15 protein-coding genes are annotated in these 16,320 nt (G+C 42.1%); 8 read left to right on the top strand and 7 right to left on the bottom strand.

The window, feature by feature from the left end; genetic code table 11:
- Positions 1–13: 13 nt before the first annotated feature.
- Positions 14–1,204, bottom strand: a complete 1,191-nt coding sequence (sucC, locus tag FPZ43_RS02750) for an ADP-forming succinate--CoA ligase subunit beta (protein ID WP_146380310.1) — start codon at positions 1,202–1,204, stop codon at positions 14–16.
- 233 nt (positions 1,205–1,437) lie between these two features.
- Between sucC and FPZ43_RS02745 the strand changes: the two genes are divergently transcribed.
- The 4 genes from FPZ43_RS02745 to FPZ43_RS02730 all read left to right on the top strand — a co-directional run bounded on the left by FPZ43_RS02745 (position 1,438) and on the right by FPZ43_RS02730 (position 4,646).
- Positions 1,438–2,097, top strand: a complete 660-nt coding sequence (locus FPZ43_RS02745) for an ABC transporter ATP-binding protein (RefSeq protein ID WP_146380309.1) — start codon at positions 1,438–1,440, stop codon at positions 2,095–2,097.
- A gap of 1 nt (position 2,098) precedes the next feature.
- Positions 2,099–2,401 (top strand): hypothetical protein, encoded by a 303-nt coding sequence (locus FPZ43_RS02740; protein WP_146380308.1) that lies wholly within the window; start codon positions 2,099–2,101, stop codon positions 2,399–2,401.
- The gene (locus tag FPZ43_RS02735) at positions 2,382–2,999 is read left to right on the top strand and encodes an HAD family hydrolase (protein WP_146380307.1); all 618 of its coding nucleotides are present in this window, start codon (positions 2,382–2,384) and stop codon (positions 2,997–2,999) included. Before FPZ43_RS02740 ends, FPZ43_RS02735 begins: the two co-directional genes overlap by 20 nt.
- Positions 3,000–3,062: 63 nt before the next feature.
- Positions 3,063–4,646, top strand: a complete 1,584-nt coding sequence (locus tag FPZ43_RS02730) for a S41 family peptidase (RefSeq protein ID WP_146380306.1) — start codon at positions 3,063–3,065, stop codon at positions 4,644–4,646.
- A gap of 56 nt (positions 4,647–4,702) precedes the next feature.
- Here FPZ43_RS02730 and smc read toward each other — a convergent pair whose 3' ends face one another.
- The 6 genes from smc to FPZ43_RS02700 all read right to left on the bottom strand — a co-directional run bounded on the left by smc (position 4,703) and on the right by FPZ43_RS02700 (position 12,133).
- Positions 4,703–8,257 carry a chromosome segregation protein SMC gene (gene smc / locus FPZ43_RS02725; RefSeq protein WP_146380305.1) on the bottom strand — a complete coding sequence of 1,185 codons (3,555 nt, stop codon included), beginning with the start codon at positions 8,255–8,257 and terminating at the stop codon, positions 4,703–4,705.
- A gap of 100 nt (positions 8,258–8,357) precedes the next feature.
- Positions 8,358–9,143: a PhzF family phenazine biosynthesis protein gene (locus FPZ43_RS02720; protein WP_146380304.1), complete on the bottom strand. Its 786-nt coding sequence runs from the start codon at positions 9,141–9,143 to the stop codon at positions 8,358–8,360.
- A gap of 10 nt (positions 9,144–9,153) precedes the next feature.
- Positions 9,154–9,810 carry an ATP-binding cassette domain-containing protein gene (locus FPZ43_RS02715; protein ID WP_146380303.1) on the bottom strand — a complete coding sequence of 219 codons (657 nt, stop codon included), beginning with the start codon at positions 9,808–9,810 and terminating at the stop codon, positions 9,154–9,156.
- Complete coding sequence (locus tag FPZ43_RS02710) at positions 9,791–10,111, bottom strand: hypothetical protein (protein WP_146380302.1); 321 nt, start codon at positions 10,109–10,111, stop codon at positions 9,791–9,793. The genes FPZ43_RS02715 and FPZ43_RS02710 overlap by 20 nt, the downstream gene beginning before the upstream one ends.
- 145 nt (positions 10,112–10,256) lie before the next feature.
- A complete protein-coding gene (locus FPZ43_RS02705; RefSeq protein ID WP_090466905.1) occupies positions 10,257–11,117 on the bottom strand; it encodes a sigma-70 family RNA polymerase sigma factor in 861 nt (286 codons plus the stop codon).
- Positions 11,118–11,293: 176 nt separating this feature from the next.
- The gene (locus FPZ43_RS02700) at positions 11,294–12,133 is read right to left on the bottom strand and encodes an MBL fold metallo-hydrolase (RefSeq protein WP_146380301.1); all 840 of its coding nucleotides are present in this window, start codon (positions 12,131–12,133) and stop codon (positions 11,294–11,296) included.
- 120 nt (positions 12,134–12,253) lie between these two features.
- On the opposite strand from FPZ43_RS02700, the gene FPZ43_RS02695 reads away from it, so the two are divergent.
- The 4 genes from FPZ43_RS02695 to FPZ43_RS02680 all read left to right on the top strand — a co-directional run bounded on the left by FPZ43_RS02695 (position 12,254) and on the right by FPZ43_RS02680 (position 16,312).
- Positions 12,254–12,946 (top strand): class I SAM-dependent methyltransferase, encoded by a 693-nt coding sequence (locus FPZ43_RS02695; RefSeq protein WP_146380300.1) that lies wholly within the window; start codon positions 12,254–12,256, stop codon positions 12,944–12,946.
- Positions 12,947–13,086: 140 nt separating this feature from the next.
- The gene (locus FPZ43_RS02690) at positions 13,087–13,644 is read left to right on the top strand and encodes a hypothetical protein (protein ID WP_146380299.1); all 558 of its coding nucleotides are present in this window, start codon (positions 13,087–13,089) and stop codon (positions 13,642–13,644) included.
- A 186-nt stretch (positions 13,645–13,830) separates the two neighbouring features.
- Positions 13,831–14,757 (top strand): hypothetical protein, encoded by a 927-nt coding sequence (locus tag FPZ43_RS02685; protein WP_146380298.1) that lies wholly within the window; start codon positions 13,831–13,833, stop codon positions 14,755–14,757.
- Positions 14,758–14,767: 10 nt separating this feature from the next.
- Complete coding sequence (locus FPZ43_RS02680; RefSeq protein WP_222430912.1) at positions 14,768–16,312, top strand: phosphatase PAP2 family protein; 1,545 nt, start codon at positions 14,768–14,770, stop codon at positions 16,310–16,312.
- The last annotated feature ends 8 nt before the right edge of the window (positions 16,313–16,320 follow it).

The raw sequence follows: 16,320 nt of genomic DNA, 5'->3' as shown, positions 1-16,320 counted from the left end.
ACGTTAATTTATCTTATGCTAAAACTTCTTCAACACGCTCGGCAGCTTCTTTCAATAAAATTGCTGAGTAAACTTTAAGGCCGGAGTTATCGATAAGCTCTTTCGCTTCTTTAGCATTTGTACCTTGTAAACGTACAATGATAGGCACGGGGATGTTACCAATTTCATGGTAAGCATCAATTACACCTTGTGCAACACGGTCGCAACGTACTATACCACCAAATATGTTGATCAGGATAGCTTTCACATTCGGATCAGATAAGATGATGTTAAAACCAGCCTTAACAGTTTGCGCGTTTGCGGTACCGCCAACGTCAAGGAAGTTAGCAGGCTCGCCACCGGCAAGTTTAATAATGTCCATAGTGGCCATAGCCAAACCTGCACCGTTTACCATACAGCCAACGTTACCGTCAAGCTTTACGTAGTTAAGGTTTGATTTGCTTGCTTCAACCTCAGTAGGGTCTTCCTCGTCAGTATCACGCATTGCAGCATAATCAGGGTGACGGTATAAAGCGTTATCATCAAGGTTTACTTTAGCATCTACCGCTAAAATTTTATTGTCAGATGTTTTTAAAACCGGGTTAATTTCAAACTGAGATGAGTCGGTAGCATCGTAAGCTTTGTATAAAGCGGTAATAAATTTTACCATGTCTTTAAAAGCTTCGCCGCTTACGCCAAGGTTAAAGGCAATTTTGCGCGCCTGGAAACCCTGTAAACCCACTTTAGGATCAATTTCTTCTTTAAATATTTTTTCAGGAGTTGAGTGTGCAACTTCTTCAATATCCATACCGCCTTCGGTACTGTACATGATAATATTGCGGCCTTTGGCACGGTCAAGCAAAACGCTCATGTAAAACTCTTTTACATCGCTTTCGCCAGGGTAATAAACATCCTGCGCAATAAGTACCTTTTTAACAAGTTTACCTTCCGGGCCGGTTTGTGGGGTAACCAATTGCATACCTATGATTTGGCTTGCAAGTTCTTTAACCTGATCGTGGTTTTTGGCAAGCTTTACGCCACCGCCTTTACCACGGCCACCTGCGTGTATCTGCGCTTTAACAACTACCCAGTCAGACCCAAAGTCTTCTTTCATTTTCTGCGCAGCCGCAACAGCCTCTTCGGGCGTATCTGCAACTATGCCTTCCTGTACTCTTACGCCAAAGCTTTTTAATATAGCCTTGCCCTGATATTCATGAATATTCATATTGTCGAAGTATTTGCGGTAAAGCTACAATTTTGTTTGACAGATTATAGTCCGACAAAGGGAGTTTTGTAAATATTTTACCGAATTACAGGCTTAATATTATGGCATTGTCAACTCCATAAAAACAAGCTCGGCATTTAAGCGGTTTCTGTTGAAGCTGAGGTAAGCAACAGTTTTTTAAAAGTATTCACGTGTTGGCAAATTAACTTATCAACTAATCACTAAATTCGCCCATGCTTAAAGCACAGTCTATCTTTAAATCGTACGGGCAACTGCATATATTAAAAGGTGTCGATCTTGAAGTATCGCGTGGCGAAATTGTTACCATAGTTGGCGCATCCGGCGCGGGTAAAAGCTCATTGCTTAACATTATAGGCACGCTTGACAAGCCCGACCAGGGACAGATATTTATAGACGGGGTGGAAGTTAGCAAGTTAAATAACCGTCACCTAAGTGAGTTTCGTAACCAAAAAATAGGGTTCATTTTTCAGTTCCATCACCTGCTGATTGAGTTCAACGCGCTCGAGAATGTATGCATGCCGGCCTTTATTGCAGGCACACCTCGTGAAGAAGCCGAAAAGCGTGCGAAAGAACTGCTTGCTATGCTTGGTTTGGGCGATAGGATGGAACATAAACCTGCTCAGTTATCGGGCGGGGAGCAGCAGCGCGTAGCCGTTGCTCGTGCGCTCATTAATAAGCCCGCCCTTATCTTTGCTGATGAACCTTCCGGTAACCTTGACTCGAAGAACGCACTGGAGCTTCACGAGTTATTTGTAAAACTACGTGACGACTTTAACCAAACATTTGTAATTGTTACCCACAACGAAGATCTTGCCGCAATGGCTAATCGCACTATTTTAATGAAAGACGGTTTAATAGTTGAAAACCTATAACGTGAAAGTATTAATAACAGCTGCGACATCTGCAGCGGCACATAAATTAAAAAACAGCCTTGGCAACGCTGAAATACTATTAGGTGATTTTGCCGACCTACCCGCATTTATGCGAAATAATATAATTAAGCTTCCGGATCCGGCATCAGACACTTATGCTCACCAGATGCTTACCTTGTCTCTTGATAACGAAATAGAGCGATTGTACGCCATGCTGCCTGCAGAAGCAGGTACATTGCTTAAATCTCAGCAATTATTTAGCGAATATAATATTGAAATAGTTGATGGCAGCGCTAACCTATAAAGATATTGACCCGGGCAAAAAGGCTTTTATATTTGAGCTTGATAATGTGCTGTATCCCGAGAAAGATTACCTGTACCAGGTTTACTACCTTTTTTCGAGCCTTTTAGAATATACTGATCTTTCCGATGCTAAACGCACAACCGACAGGATGATTTCTGCGTATAATAATAGAGGGGCTGCCACAGTATTCGATACAATAAAGGAAGAGCTTGGTGTTGACGAAAAATATAGATTACCTTTAGATACACTGATGCTGAGCGCAAAGCTGCCGCTAAAACTATTACTTTATCAAAACATGCTTACCTTGTTGCAGGAGATAGTGATGGATAGAAAAAAGATATTTATCATTACAAATGGTAACCCGCAGCAGCAATTAAATAAGATAAAGCAGATAGAGTGGAATGGCCTTGAACCATACCTGACCTGCTATTTTGCTCATGAGATTGCACCTAAACCAGCAACTAATGCGTTGGAAATGATTTTAGAACAACATGGTTTACAACGGCGCGAAATTGTGATAACGGGCATTAGCGATACCGATGAATTGTTTGCGCAAAATACAGGTGTTGATTTTATTGCTGCAGATGATATACTTTAATTTAAATAACTGATAATATTGCACTTGCCGTAACGTTTCGGATTATGTATTAATGATTTGTGTATGAGAAAATCACTTTACTTTTTATCGTTTGTTATGTTGTTGGGCGCAGTGGCCTGTAAAAAGAGCAAAACCCCTACACCTGACGAGGACAACACCACAACCGGCCCTTCAAAAACAGGTTCAACGCTTGATTTGATGCGCGATTCGGTTTACCTGTATGCCAAGGAAACATATTACTGGAATACCGCCATACCTGACTATGCAACCTTTAAGCCGCGTAGCTATACCGGCAGTAACGATTTAGATGCGTTGCAGGCCGAGATTGACGCGATATCTCAGTTGCAAATAAATCCCGATACTAAAAGGCCATATGAGTACAGTCCGAATGATGTTGGACACGCGAAATACTCTTTCATAGATGAAGGAGAAGTAGCTGCCAATTTAAGTGCCGTTAAGGGCGATTTTGGCTTTGCGCCAATATGGATTACCACTACGGATTTACGTGTACGCTATGTGTATCCGGGTTCGCCGGCAGACCAGGCTGGTTTGAAACGTGGCTATCAGATCACAAAAATAAATGATCGCACGAGTTTGAATTACGATGGCGATTCATCTAACCCGACCACGGTTAACTTCGTGATTAATGCTTATGCAAACTCAAGCAACATCACAATGACGGTTAAACGCCCTGACGGTACATCTTTCGATGTAAACATGAACGTGGCAAGCTATGCAACTAACCCGGTGCTAAAAACGTCTGTAATAAACACAGCCAATGGCCATAAGGTTGGCTACATCGTGTTCAACAGCTTTACCGAGCCGGATAACGCAAAGCCAAAACTTAATGAGGCTTTCGCTACTTTTTCCGCAGCAGGTATAACTGATCTTGTTGTTGACTTGCGTTATAACTCCGGTGGTTACGTAAGCACTGCCGAGTATTTAACTAACTTGATTGCACCTGCATCTGCAAGCGGTCAATTAATGTACAATACTTATTTTAACAGCACACTGGCAAGCGGGAAAGCTGTTTTACTTAAAAACCAGGTACGTAAAAATAACGGCACCACTTACAGCCTTGGCCAGCTGGATTACTCTGTTGAGGGCAACGCTACCAATTTCAGCAAAACAAACGTACCATATACTTTTAGTCTCGGTAACGTGTTTTTTATTGTCACAGGATCAACCGCGTCTGCAAGCGAGTTAACCATCAACAATTTAAGAGGTGTAATGGATAATGTTAAACTCATAGGCACCACTACATATGGCAAACCTGTAGGCTTTTTTGATATCGACATCAATAAATACAAGATGTACATAGCGCAATTTGAAACAAAAAACAAAAAAGGTGAGGGCGGGTACTATTCGGGCATGACACCAACCAGCGCTAATGTGCCAACTAATTATGCCGGCGTGCGCGATGGCGACGATGTTAGTAAGGATTTTGGTGATCCTACAGAACGTCTACTTGCACATGCCTTAAACTTCGTAAACACCGGCTCTTACAGTACTACCGGCGGCCAGCAAATCCAAAGCTTATCAAATGCGCCGGGAACTTTCTCTATCGACGAGCAAAGGGCAGCAGCCATTCAGCTCGACGGAAAACGTTTCAACGGGATGATATTTGATAATCTGAAGAAGAAATAAAGTCATCAAATATTTATGCGCCAGAAAGCGCTTCATGCAAATGAGGCACTTTTTTATTAATCGGCAAACTGCCGTAAATCCACCGGCACCACACGAGAGACACCTTGCTCAACCATGGTTACGCCATAAACAATATCTGTACAGGCTATTGTGCGCTTGTTGTGAGAGATGATGATGAATTGCGATTCCTTTGAAAATTTGCGAATGATGTTATTGAACTTATCAATATTAGTATCATCCAGCGGAGCATCAACCTCATCAAAGATGCAGAAAGGGGCAGGCTTTAGCAGGTACAGCGAAAACAGTATGGCAGTTGCGGTAAGCGTTTTCTCGCCTCCCGAAAGCTGGTTGATAGATAACGGGCGTTTTCCTTTCGGCCTGGCTATAATATCAATATCCGATTCCAACGGACGGTCGGGTTCTGTCAGTATCAAATCGCAGGAATCTTCTTCGTTAAATAACGATCTGAATACTTTGATAAAATTTTCACGAACCATGATAAATGCGTTCATGAATTTATCTTTTGCGGTATCATCGATCTCCTGAATAGTGGCCAGCAAGGATGCTTTGGCCTCGGCAAGATCTTTCTTTTGCTCTTTTATAAATCCGTGCCGCTCATTCATCTCGTTATAAGCTTCAACCGCCATTGGATTTATAGCTCCAAATTCTTCGAGCTGTTTTTTAAGCTTTTCGGTGCGCTGGCGCACATCTTCTTCGTTATCCGCTTCGTTTATATCAGTTTCTAAAAGGTCGTTTATGTCCACATTAAACTCAATAGACAGACGCTCTTTAAGCGCGTTAAGTTCAAGTTTTAAATTGTTACGCTCGTCTTTCAGCTCATTCTCAAATACTTCAGCGCGGTCTTTTTGCTGCCTTAACTTTGACACCTCGTTTTCAGTTTCCGTAATCTTGGCACGCCATGCGTAGTATTCTTGCTCAGCATCAGCAGTGCCCTTTTCAAGTGCCTCTTTTTGCTCATACATTTCCAGCAGGCTTTCGTCACTATCACCGGTTTGCTGTAAGTTTTCGAGTATAAGTGCCTTTACTTTTTCAAGTTCTGCACTGTTTTGCGTTACACGTACCTGCAAATGCTCCAGCTGCGTTTCGCGGTAATCAAGATCTTTCAATAGACCTGATACTTTGTTTTGTTGCTGATGGAAACGAATATTTTCCTGGTTATAGGTGTTGGATTGCACCGAAACCATTTCATTAAGCTCATTAAACGCTTGCTGCTTATCAAGCATCAGGTCGGTTTGTATTTGCTTTTGGGTTTTAAGCTCTTCAACAAGCGGCCCTAGTTGTTGTATTTGGGTTTGTATATCTGCTATTTTATTGGCTATATCCTGCTTACGGTTAAGGCTGTTTTCAATAAAGGCCTGGTATTGTTCCTGCCTGGTTTTAACGGTGACCAACTCTGTGTTGATTTGGTTGAGCGCGTTCTGTTTTTGCCTTATGTCGTCGGCCCGGCCAGATGCTTTTAGCGCCGCCAGTTTGCTCTGCAGCTCATCGGCACGTTGCTTTAGTGATGAAATGTGCGTTTCGGCCTGTTTAATTTCCTTAAGTAAGTTGTCGAGGTTTTTTGCGCGCCCAATACGTTTACCCTCAAATAAACCGACTGAACCACCGGCCATTGTATGAACCGATTTGTTGAACTTTCCGCCTTTGCCAATTAATATAATATCAGCAGGCAAAGCGGCGGAATTAATATCGCTTTCGCTTTGGTCGTTGACCAGGTAAACCTTCTGCAACAAATTATTGCATAGCGGCTTATATCTTTCTTCAACCTCAACAACTGATAAGGCGGGAACAGGGTTGGAGCCCGGAATGTTCTCAAAATTAACGGGCGGCGATGGCGCTTCATTTAAAAAGCTATCCAAAATAAAAAACTGCGCCCTGCCTTTGGATGAATTACTAAGCAGGTTGATTGCAGCTATTGCCTCCTCATAATTGTTGACCACATAATGGTTCATTAAAGGCTCCAGATAGTTCTCAATAGCCACCCGGTATTCTTCGCGGCAAAATAAAATGTCGCTGAAGAGGGTAACGGTTTTTGCCCAATTGGTATTTTTTTTCAGGAAACGTATCGACTCGGGGAAGCCCTCCAGGTTGTCTACCAAACTTTTCGTTAAGTTATATTCGTTTTGCCGCGCATCCAGTTTGCGGCTGTCAGCAGCTATATCACTTGTAACTGTTTTAAGTTCTGCTTCTGTCTCGGCGATTTGATGTTGCAGTTTGTTTTCAAAATCTACCGCCTGTTCGTATTCTTGCTTAATTGTATCTGTACGGCTTTGCAAATCAGCCACCACAACATTAAAGTGCGAAAGCTCGGCCTCTTTGTTGGTGGTATCTTCCATATTACGCTGGCTTTCCTGCTCAAGCGCTTGTTGTTGAATGTTAAGGATATCTATATCCTTTTCGGCTTTATACGCCTGGTTTTGCAAACGATTGTTTACATTATTCAGCTCATTCAATTCGTTACGCGCTGCTGTTTGTTCTTGCCTTAGTTCATCAACAATCTCTTTAAGTTCTGCAACGCGTGCTGTAATACTTTGAAGGTTTTCTTCCTCCTGCAATTTTTCCTCGTTCAGGCGTTTGATGTTGTATTGTACGTGCTTCAGCTGGTTACCGTCTTTCTCGAGTTCATCCTTTAAACGGGCCTCCTTGTCCTGCTGGTGTTTTAACTGCTCATTCTTGATGCGCTTTTCGCTCTCATAGGCGCGAATCCTTGCAGTATATTCGTTACTGGCCTTTTGCTGCGCGGCAAGGTTTTTCTCACGGGTAAGGCTTTCCAGTTTTGATTGTTGCAAACCGGCTTCAAGCGTGTCTATCTGGCTTACAATACCTGTTTTGTCGGCACGATGGGCCTGCTCTTTTTCTTCAATTATGGCAAGCGCCTTACTAAAGTTAGCAATACGGAATGATGCCAGGGAAATACTCATTTCCTTATACTGATCCCTGAGCCGGTAATAACGCTCCGTTTTTTTAGCCTGGTTTTCGAGGGTCTTTAAATTTTTCTCGATCTCAAACAATAGGTCGTTCACACGCTCCAAATCAGCTTCAGTATCTTTGAGCTTGCTGAACGTTTGCTTTTTGCGAAGCTTATATTTTGATATGCCAGACGCCTCTTCAAACAAATTACGGCGCGATCCTTCTTTATTGTTTATGATCTCATCAATCATCCGCAGCTCGATGATAGAGTAGGAGTCGGCCCCGACACCGGTATCCATAAAAAGGTCGGTGATATCCTTAAGACGGCACTGCACATCGTTAAGCCGGTATTCACTTTCGCCACTACGGTAAAGGCGACGAGTAAGCGTAACCTGCGAAAAATCGGTAGGGAGGATGTTCTTTGTATTATCGAAAGTGAGCGATACCTCGGCCAGGTTAGCAGCCTTGCGGCCCTTGGTTCCGTTAAAAATAACGTTATCCATCTTTTCGGACCTCAGCATGCGCGTACTTTGCTCGCCCAATACCCAACGTATAGCATCAACTACATTGCTTTTACCACAGCCATTAGGGCCGGCAATAGCGGTAACACCCTCATTAAAATTGATGGTTATTTTATCGCCAAAACTCTTAAAGCCCTTGATTTCTAACTGAGTAAGCTGCATCTATCCTTATGCGTACAAATAAATTTGAGAGTATAAGATAACTATTTTAAAGCGAAACCCAAACTGTATACACAGGCCTATTACTAATAGTAAAGACGGACTATATGAATATCTCGCCCTTTAGATACGTAACCGCTTTGCCCGCCATTAATACACGGTCGCCTTTTAATTCGCACCATAATTCGCCTTTACGGGCAGATAGCTGGTAGGCGTGTAATGTGGTTTTGTTTAATTTATCGGCCCAGTAAGGTATCAGATTGCAATGTGCCGAACCGGTAACCGGGTCCTCGGGGATGCCGGCAGCCGGTGCAAAAAAGCGCGATACAAAATCAACATCTTTTCCCGGTGCCGTAACAATAAGACCAAGCGTATCTATCTTAGCCAATGCAGCATGATCGGGTTTCATATTGCTAATTACTTCCTCGTTATCATATACCAGCATGTAATCGCGTGATCGCAACACATCCTTAGGCTTATCGGTACCAAGCGCTTCTACCAAGCCCTCGGGCAGGTCTGCAGCAAATGGCGGCCTCGATGGGAAATCCATCGAATATCTGTCGCCGTCACGTTTTACAATCAATGTTCCTGCCTTTACCGTATCAAAATAAATAGTATCAGAATTGTACCCTAATTCGGTAAAAAGTATGTGAGCTGATGCAAGCGTTGCGTGCCCGCATAAATCAATTTCAAACTCTGGTGTAAACCAGCGCAGCAAGTACCCTGTATCGTTCTTTACAAAAAAAGCAGTTTCGGCCAGGTTATTTTCTACTGCTATCTGCTGCATCAAATCATCGGGCAACCAGTTTGTTAAAGGGCAAATGGCGGCGGGGTTACCGCCAAATAGTTTATCGGTAAAGGCATCAACCTGATAAATGGTGAGTGTCATGGCAATGGTATTAGTGGCCGCTAATATAACCGTATGTTATCAATTCATCAGTATGCACAATATGTTTTGTGCAGCCGTTGGTTAATAATACAAGCCTATTGCTTACCTCCAAAATATTGCGATACTGGTGGTCGGTTATAATAATACCCTTGCGTGTAGCACAATCTCGCAAAGCAGACTTAAGACGCTCTGCTTGTATGGGCGACACATGGGTAAAGGGCTCGTCGAGCAAAATAAAGTCAGCTTTGCTGTATAAAATTATCATAATCTCAAGCTGCCTTAGTTCGCCGCCCGATAAGCTGCTTATAGTTTGTTTATGGTAGTTTTGGTAAACGAGAAGCGTTGTAAACTCGTCCCAGTAATCTGCGTCCACTATTTGCCTGGCAAGCTTTTCAATCGCAATGCCGCCGGGCAAGTAATTATGTTGGGGGAGATAGGCGATACGGCTGTTATGATAGCCTGTATCAATATAATTATCATTTATGCTAATGTATTTATGATCGGGTTTTAGCGTTCCAAATATGATTTTAAGCAAAGATGATTTACCACAACCATTACGACCCAACAGGCCTACAATTTCGCCTTGTTTACAGTCAATAAAAATACTTTGGAGGATATTTCTGCCGTCGTAAGCAAGTTCAACGCTATCAACCTTTAAGTAATTCATTCCTGATAAGCATTGATACGAAAAGTAAAACGATGTATATTAAAAAGTCTATCCCGAAAACGTAAGCATACATGCGCCTGGTGCTATGGCCTGCATTGCGGTAATACATGTAAACGTTTTTAGTAGTTGCGCTTTGCAAGAAAATAGTTGAGGCGTATCCTAAAAATTTAAAAAAGAGCCCAAACGGAAGTGTATTGTAGCCGTGTAATATAAACAAAACTGCAAATACTAAGCTAAAAGTGTTGTTCCACAAGAAGATAGGTCTGTAAAAATACCAGATTAAGGTGCGGGTGTTTGCCATTGTGATATGTGGCCGGGCTGCCTGCCCAGGTTGCAAAAACAAACGTATAGCAGGTTATAATATTGTACTAATACAGGAGCTAAAAAACGTGAAAAACAAAAAGCCTCCGCTTTGCAGGGAGGCTTTAATAAGGATGCTATTCGCTTTAACCTAAATATGATTTAAGGATCTTGCTCCTCGATGTATGACGTAATCTTTGCAGCGCCTTGTCTTTAATCTGGCGTACACGCTCGCGGGTGAGGTTAAACTTCTCGCCAATCTCTTCAAGTGAAAGGGGATGGTTAGTACCCAAGCCGAAAAACAATACGATGATCTCACGCTCACGTTCGGTAAGGGTTGACAGGGAACGTTTGATCTCCTCAGATAATGACTCGTTAATCAATATAGAGTCGGTATTTGGCTCCTGGTTTTCCAATACATCCAACAATGTATTTTCTTCACCCTGCACAAAAGGTGCATCCATAGATACATGACGGCCGCTGTTGCTAAGCGTGTCAGAGATCTTATCAACCGTAGTTTCAAGGATATCGGCAAGCTCTTCCGGAGATGGCTCACGCTCGTATTCCTGCTCAAGTTTCGAAAATGCCTTGCTTATTTTACTTAGCGATCCTACCTGGTTCAGCGGTAAACGTACAATACGGCTTTGCTCGGCAATAGCCTGCAAAATAGACTGACGGATCCACCAAACGGCGTATGATATAAATTTGAAACCTTTGGTTTCATCAAAACGCTTTGCAGCTTTTATCAAACCTAAGTTACCTTCGTTTATTAAGTCGCCTAATGTAAGGCCTTGATTTTGATATTGTTTAGCAACAGAAACTACGAAACGTAAGTTGGTTTTAGTAAGCCTTTCTAATGCGGCCTGGTCGCCTTCTCTGATTTTCTGAGCTAAAATTACTTCTTCTTCTGCTGTGATCAGGTCAACTTTACCAATTTCGTGAAGGTATTTGTCAAGCGACTGCGACTCACGGTTGGTAATGGATTGAGTTATTTTGAGTTGTCTCATTTATTTAATTAACCTCGCTTCTTATAATTAGAATTGAACGTGCAAAGGTACAAATTTGTTTCTAAAAATAACAGATTAATAGTGAACTAAGTGTCCGTTATACGTTAAAATGAAAATAAAAAATATATGTCTGTAAATGACATCGCTTGGCCCATTATTTGTGGCTTTGCGAAATGTCAAATTTCGCTCAGTTTAAATGTTTCCTTGACTCTTATGCCTTTTTCAGTTTGTTGCAACGTGCAGCATTCATAAATAGGGTCATGCTCCAGGTAAAGTACATATTCGTTTTCTACAGCCTCATTCCAATAGCTTTTACGTTCGCTTAGTGTTTTCATGGGGAACATATCATAAGCCATAACATAGGGCAGGGGTATGTGGCCAACGGATGGCAGCAAATCAGCCATGTAAAGCAGTTGTTTACCTTTATAACTTACTTGAGGCAGCATCATGGCATCGGTATGGCCATAAGCATAGCGTATTTTGATATCATCTGTAAAAGTTACACCATCTTCAATATCTATAAATTTAAGCTGGCCGCTTTGCTGGATAGGCAAAATGTTTTCTTCCAGGAACGATGCCTTCTCGCGCTCGTTTGGTTTAACGGCCCAGTGCCAGTGTTGCGGGTTACTCCAATAGGTTGCATTTTTAAAAGCAGGTTTTAGCAATTCCCCATCACGCAGCACTGCCCCGCCAACATGGTCAAAGTGCAGATGTGTTAAAAAAACATCCGTAATATCATCCCTATGAAAGCCTGCTTTCTTTAGCGAGCTATCCATAGTTGCATCGCCATGTAAATAGTAGTGACTGAAAAACTTTTCGCTTTGTTTATTTCCTATACCTGTATCAACCAGTATTAAACGGTCGCCGTCTTCAATAAGCAGGCACCGCATGGCCCAGGTACATAAATTGTTGGCATCTGCGGGATTGGTTTTCTGCCAAATGGCTTTGGGCACCACGCCGAACATGGCACCACCATCAAGCTTAAAAAGTCCGGTATCAATAGTATGTAATTTCATAGTTTTTCAAGTATAAGCAATTTAAAAATTACATTAATGGCAGGTTTACAATCCTGTATAAACCAATAAATGATAATTAGGCTATGATTTGCTTACTTTGAATATACAAACAACAAATACGTGCAAGATATATTTGGGCAGGCCCTCGCAGATCAGTTTAATGGAATAAAAAGCAACAAGCTTTGGATTAATAACAAATATGGCAAAAAAGAAGAAATGCCATTGAACGTGTACTTCCGATCGGCTCACGATATGCCCGATCTGGAAAGCCTTGCACTTAACCTTTGTAAAGGCAGGGTTTTAGATATAGGAGCAGGGGCAGGCAGTCACGCACTATTGCTGCAGCAGCAAGGCTTTGACATATCGGCAATGGATATTTCACATCTTGCAGTAGATATCATGAAGCGTCGCGGTGTTAAGCATGCATTTGAAGGCGATATATTTAATTATAGCGACGATAAATATGATACGCTTATCCTAATGATGAACGGCATAGGGTTGTGCGGAACACTCGGCCAGTTTAAAGTTTTTCTAAACCATGCGCGGTTTTTGCTTAATGCTGGCGGGCAACTGATATTCGATTCTTCAGACATTGCCTACCTATATAATGGCAAACCGCCCGTTGGCGCCGGTTATTATGGCGAACTTGATTATCAATACGTTTATAAGGGAAAAAAGTCCGACTGGTTTAAATGGCTGTATATTGATTTGAATACACTTACAAAAATTGCGCTGGAAGAAAACTGGACGGTTGATTTAAAATTTGATGATGGATATGACCAATATCTCGTAATACTTACACCAATAGTATAGAATATTTATGAAAGGCGTAAAAAACGCTTACAAATGTGTCGTACATATTGTTTTAGCAATTATTATTTTATTTGTAAATAATTTGTGATAATAAATTACTTGTTTAAATTTACGCTGTATAACACCTGATAATCCAAACATTGAAGAAGTTTTGCGTACTTATGCTGCTTTGCATGCACCTGTTTTATATAGGTGGGTACCAACTATTTTTTCAATATTTCATAAACCGGTCCGAGGATCAGATGGTGAAACAGATCTACGAGAATAAGGTAGACGCCACTCAACTTATACAGATAAAGCTTCCTGTACATATGCCCGAGATTCAAAACTGGGCCGACTATGAAAAAGTGCAGGGGCAAATCCAATTTAAAGACAACTACTACAATTATGTTGGGGTAAAAATGACCAAAGATACTATGTATCTTGTTTGTATTGCCAACAGCGTTAAAACAAGGCTGGTAGGTGCTAATCTGATAGTTGCAAAAAACATAAGTGACACGCCGGTTGGCGCAAAAAAAGGTGCCGAATCTTCGGTTAAAAAAGCTGCTACCAATATTGATTACAACATAGCAAGATGTGAGTATAGGTTCTTAACTTTTCGAGATTTAGTTGAGCTTATACCTAACCCTATATCTTCCCTTTTAACAGATCCATACATCGAATCGCCGGGTAAGCCACCAAATTCTTTGGTTGGTTAATATTGATTTAAGACATAAGTTCTTTTTTGTTCGTATCATGAGCATGTATCTGCTTATGCAATGTAACGTCAATTACAGCTGCAGGGTAGGTTGCCATGCCCGTGATACGGACTAAAGGAAAATTATGCAACGGCCACCATTTGGCCAACCCGTCTTTATATCCTGATTAATTTCTTGAAACAACATATGAAATATATATACTCATATTTCATCTGCATGCTGTTATGTGCTGTAATTACCAACCAGGTAAAGGCGCAAACGGAGACAGATGCTTTAATGATACCTAAAAACTACTTCTGCGCTGCCGGTATCTATACCCACAATAGCTGGGATCACTACTGGGAAGGCACGCTTAAGCGCGAAAACCTAAATCTTGGTACAATTAGCAGCAATGTATATGCCCTTGGCGGCAACTACGGTTTAAGCAATCGTGTCAACGTTTTATTTATGGTGCCATACATAAAAACCAATGCAAGCGCGGGCACATTACGCGGCCAAAGAGGCGTGCAGGATTTGATGCTTGCCGTTAAGTGGCTGGCTGCTAAAGAAGAGATTGGAACAGGCTTATTGAGCTTTCACGCTATACTTTCTGGTAACATTCCTTTAGGCAAATATGAGGCCGATTACCTTCCATTGTCCTTAGGTTTACAAACCAAAAGTATTGCTATCCGTGGTTTGCTAAATTACCAGCTAGGCAGGTTTTTTGTAGCTGGTGCAGGCCAATATGTACGCAAGGATAATATCACTATTGACCGTGATAACTATTACACTACAGAAATGCATTATACCAATAAGGTTGCTATGCCAAACGCCACAAACTTTTTGTTAAGCGCAGGCTACCGTAGCTTAAAGTTTAATGCCGAGGGTGTTGTGTCTAAAATAAATACCATTGGTGGTTTTGATATTACACGTAACAACATGCCTTTCCCAAGCGCTAATATGGATGCTACAATGGTAGGTGGCGTTTTTAAATACATGTTCCAAAGCATTCGCGGCTTGGAGTTTACTGCAGGCGGCAACTATGTAGTATCTGGGCGTAACGTTGGCCAAAACAAGTCAATTTTCGGTGGAGTGTACTATGTATTCCCTATTAAAAAAGAAAAAGCTGAATAATCTTAAGCTGATGAAAATGAAAAGAAACTTACTATATATTTTACTTGCGGCAGCATCTCTTACATCATGTAAAAAGGACATTGTGGAACGTAATGAGGTATTCCCGGCTTTAGCGCCCAATAATATTGATGCCAATGCTGATGCCTGGACGCCTATCTTGACAGCGTCTAGCACGTTTACGGTAGCAGCACCTGATGCTATAACAACGCCTAACTATCTTGCAGACCTAAACGAGATAAAGAGCTACCAAAAAAACCTAACGCAAGAGCAAAAAGATATTATCAAATACTGGAGTGCAGGCTCGGTGTTGCGTTGGAACGAAATTTTGCGCGATTTAGTTGCCAAACACAACTTGCCGCCATACCAAAATGATGACGGCACATATCCGTTCCCAAGTGCGGCAAACCCACTGGCTTACCCGTTATTTCCGTTCTCAAACCCACCTTATGCAGCAAGGGCGTATGCTTATGTAAGCGCGTCGCAGTATGATGCATTAGTGCAGGCCTGGAAATTTAAAAAGCAGTTTAACCGTGCGGCACCATACAAAAATGATGTAAATGTACAGGCGCTTATCCCAAAATCGGACTTGCCATCATACCCGAGCGAAGACGCGGTTGTTGCGGGTGTAACGTCCAAAATGATGGAATTACTTTTTCCGGGCGATCTTGATTTCATCCAGAAAAAAGTAGCCGAAGAAAAGCTTTATCGTTTAATGTCAGGCGCAAATACGAGGTCGGATTGGGATGCGGGCGAATCATTAGGCAAACAAGTTGCAGCAGTATTTTTAGCGCGTGCACGTGCTGATAAGGCCGGAGCGGCCATAGGCACACAAGCTGATTGGACGGCGCTTGAAACCAATACTGCAGCCAAAGGCCAAACGCCTTGGATAAGCCTCGAACTACCAAAGAGGCCCCCTATGTTGCCGTTATTTACGAAAGTTAATCCTTTTCTATTCACCACTGCAACTGTCGAAGCACTACGCCCGCCGCCGCCATATTCTACCAGTTCTGCTGAATTTAAGAAAGAGGCCGAAGAAGTATTACAGATGAGCCAGAACCATAGCCGCGAGCATGAGCGCATTGTAGCATTTTGGGCCGATGGTGTAGGTACGCCAACGCCTCCGGGCCACTGGAATACTATTGCTTCTGAAGAGTTTGTAAAACAAAACTGGAGCGAAGTACGCTGGGCGCGTAACTTAGCTTTACTAAACATGGCCGAAATGGACGCGGCCATAGTTTGCTGGGATGCCAAGTATTACTACTTTAACCCAAGGCCTACACAAATGGTGCTTACAATTAAAACGCTTACAGGTATCCCTAACTTCCCGTCGTATACATCGGGGCACTCAAACTTTAGTGGTGCTGCTGCAACTGTTTTAAGCTACCTGCTGCCAGATAGGGGTAACAAGTTTATGGATATGGCAAAAGAAGCTGCAATGTCTCGATTATATGGAGCAATTCACTACCGCAGCGATTGTGAAGTAGGCTTACAAACAGGTAAAAAGGTGGGAGAGTACGCTGTGGCAAGAGCTAAGGCTGACGGCGCAGATAAATAAAATCAACA

The sequence above is a fragment of the Mucilaginibacter pallidiroseus genome (assembly GCF_007846085.1).
Lineage (GTDB): Bacteria > Bacteroidota > Bacteroidia > Sphingobacteriales > Sphingobacteriaceae > Mucilaginibacter > Mucilaginibacter pallidiroseus.
The sequence above is the reverse complement of the archived record's forward strand: the minus strand, read 5'-3'. Positions and strand labels throughout refer to the sequence as shown.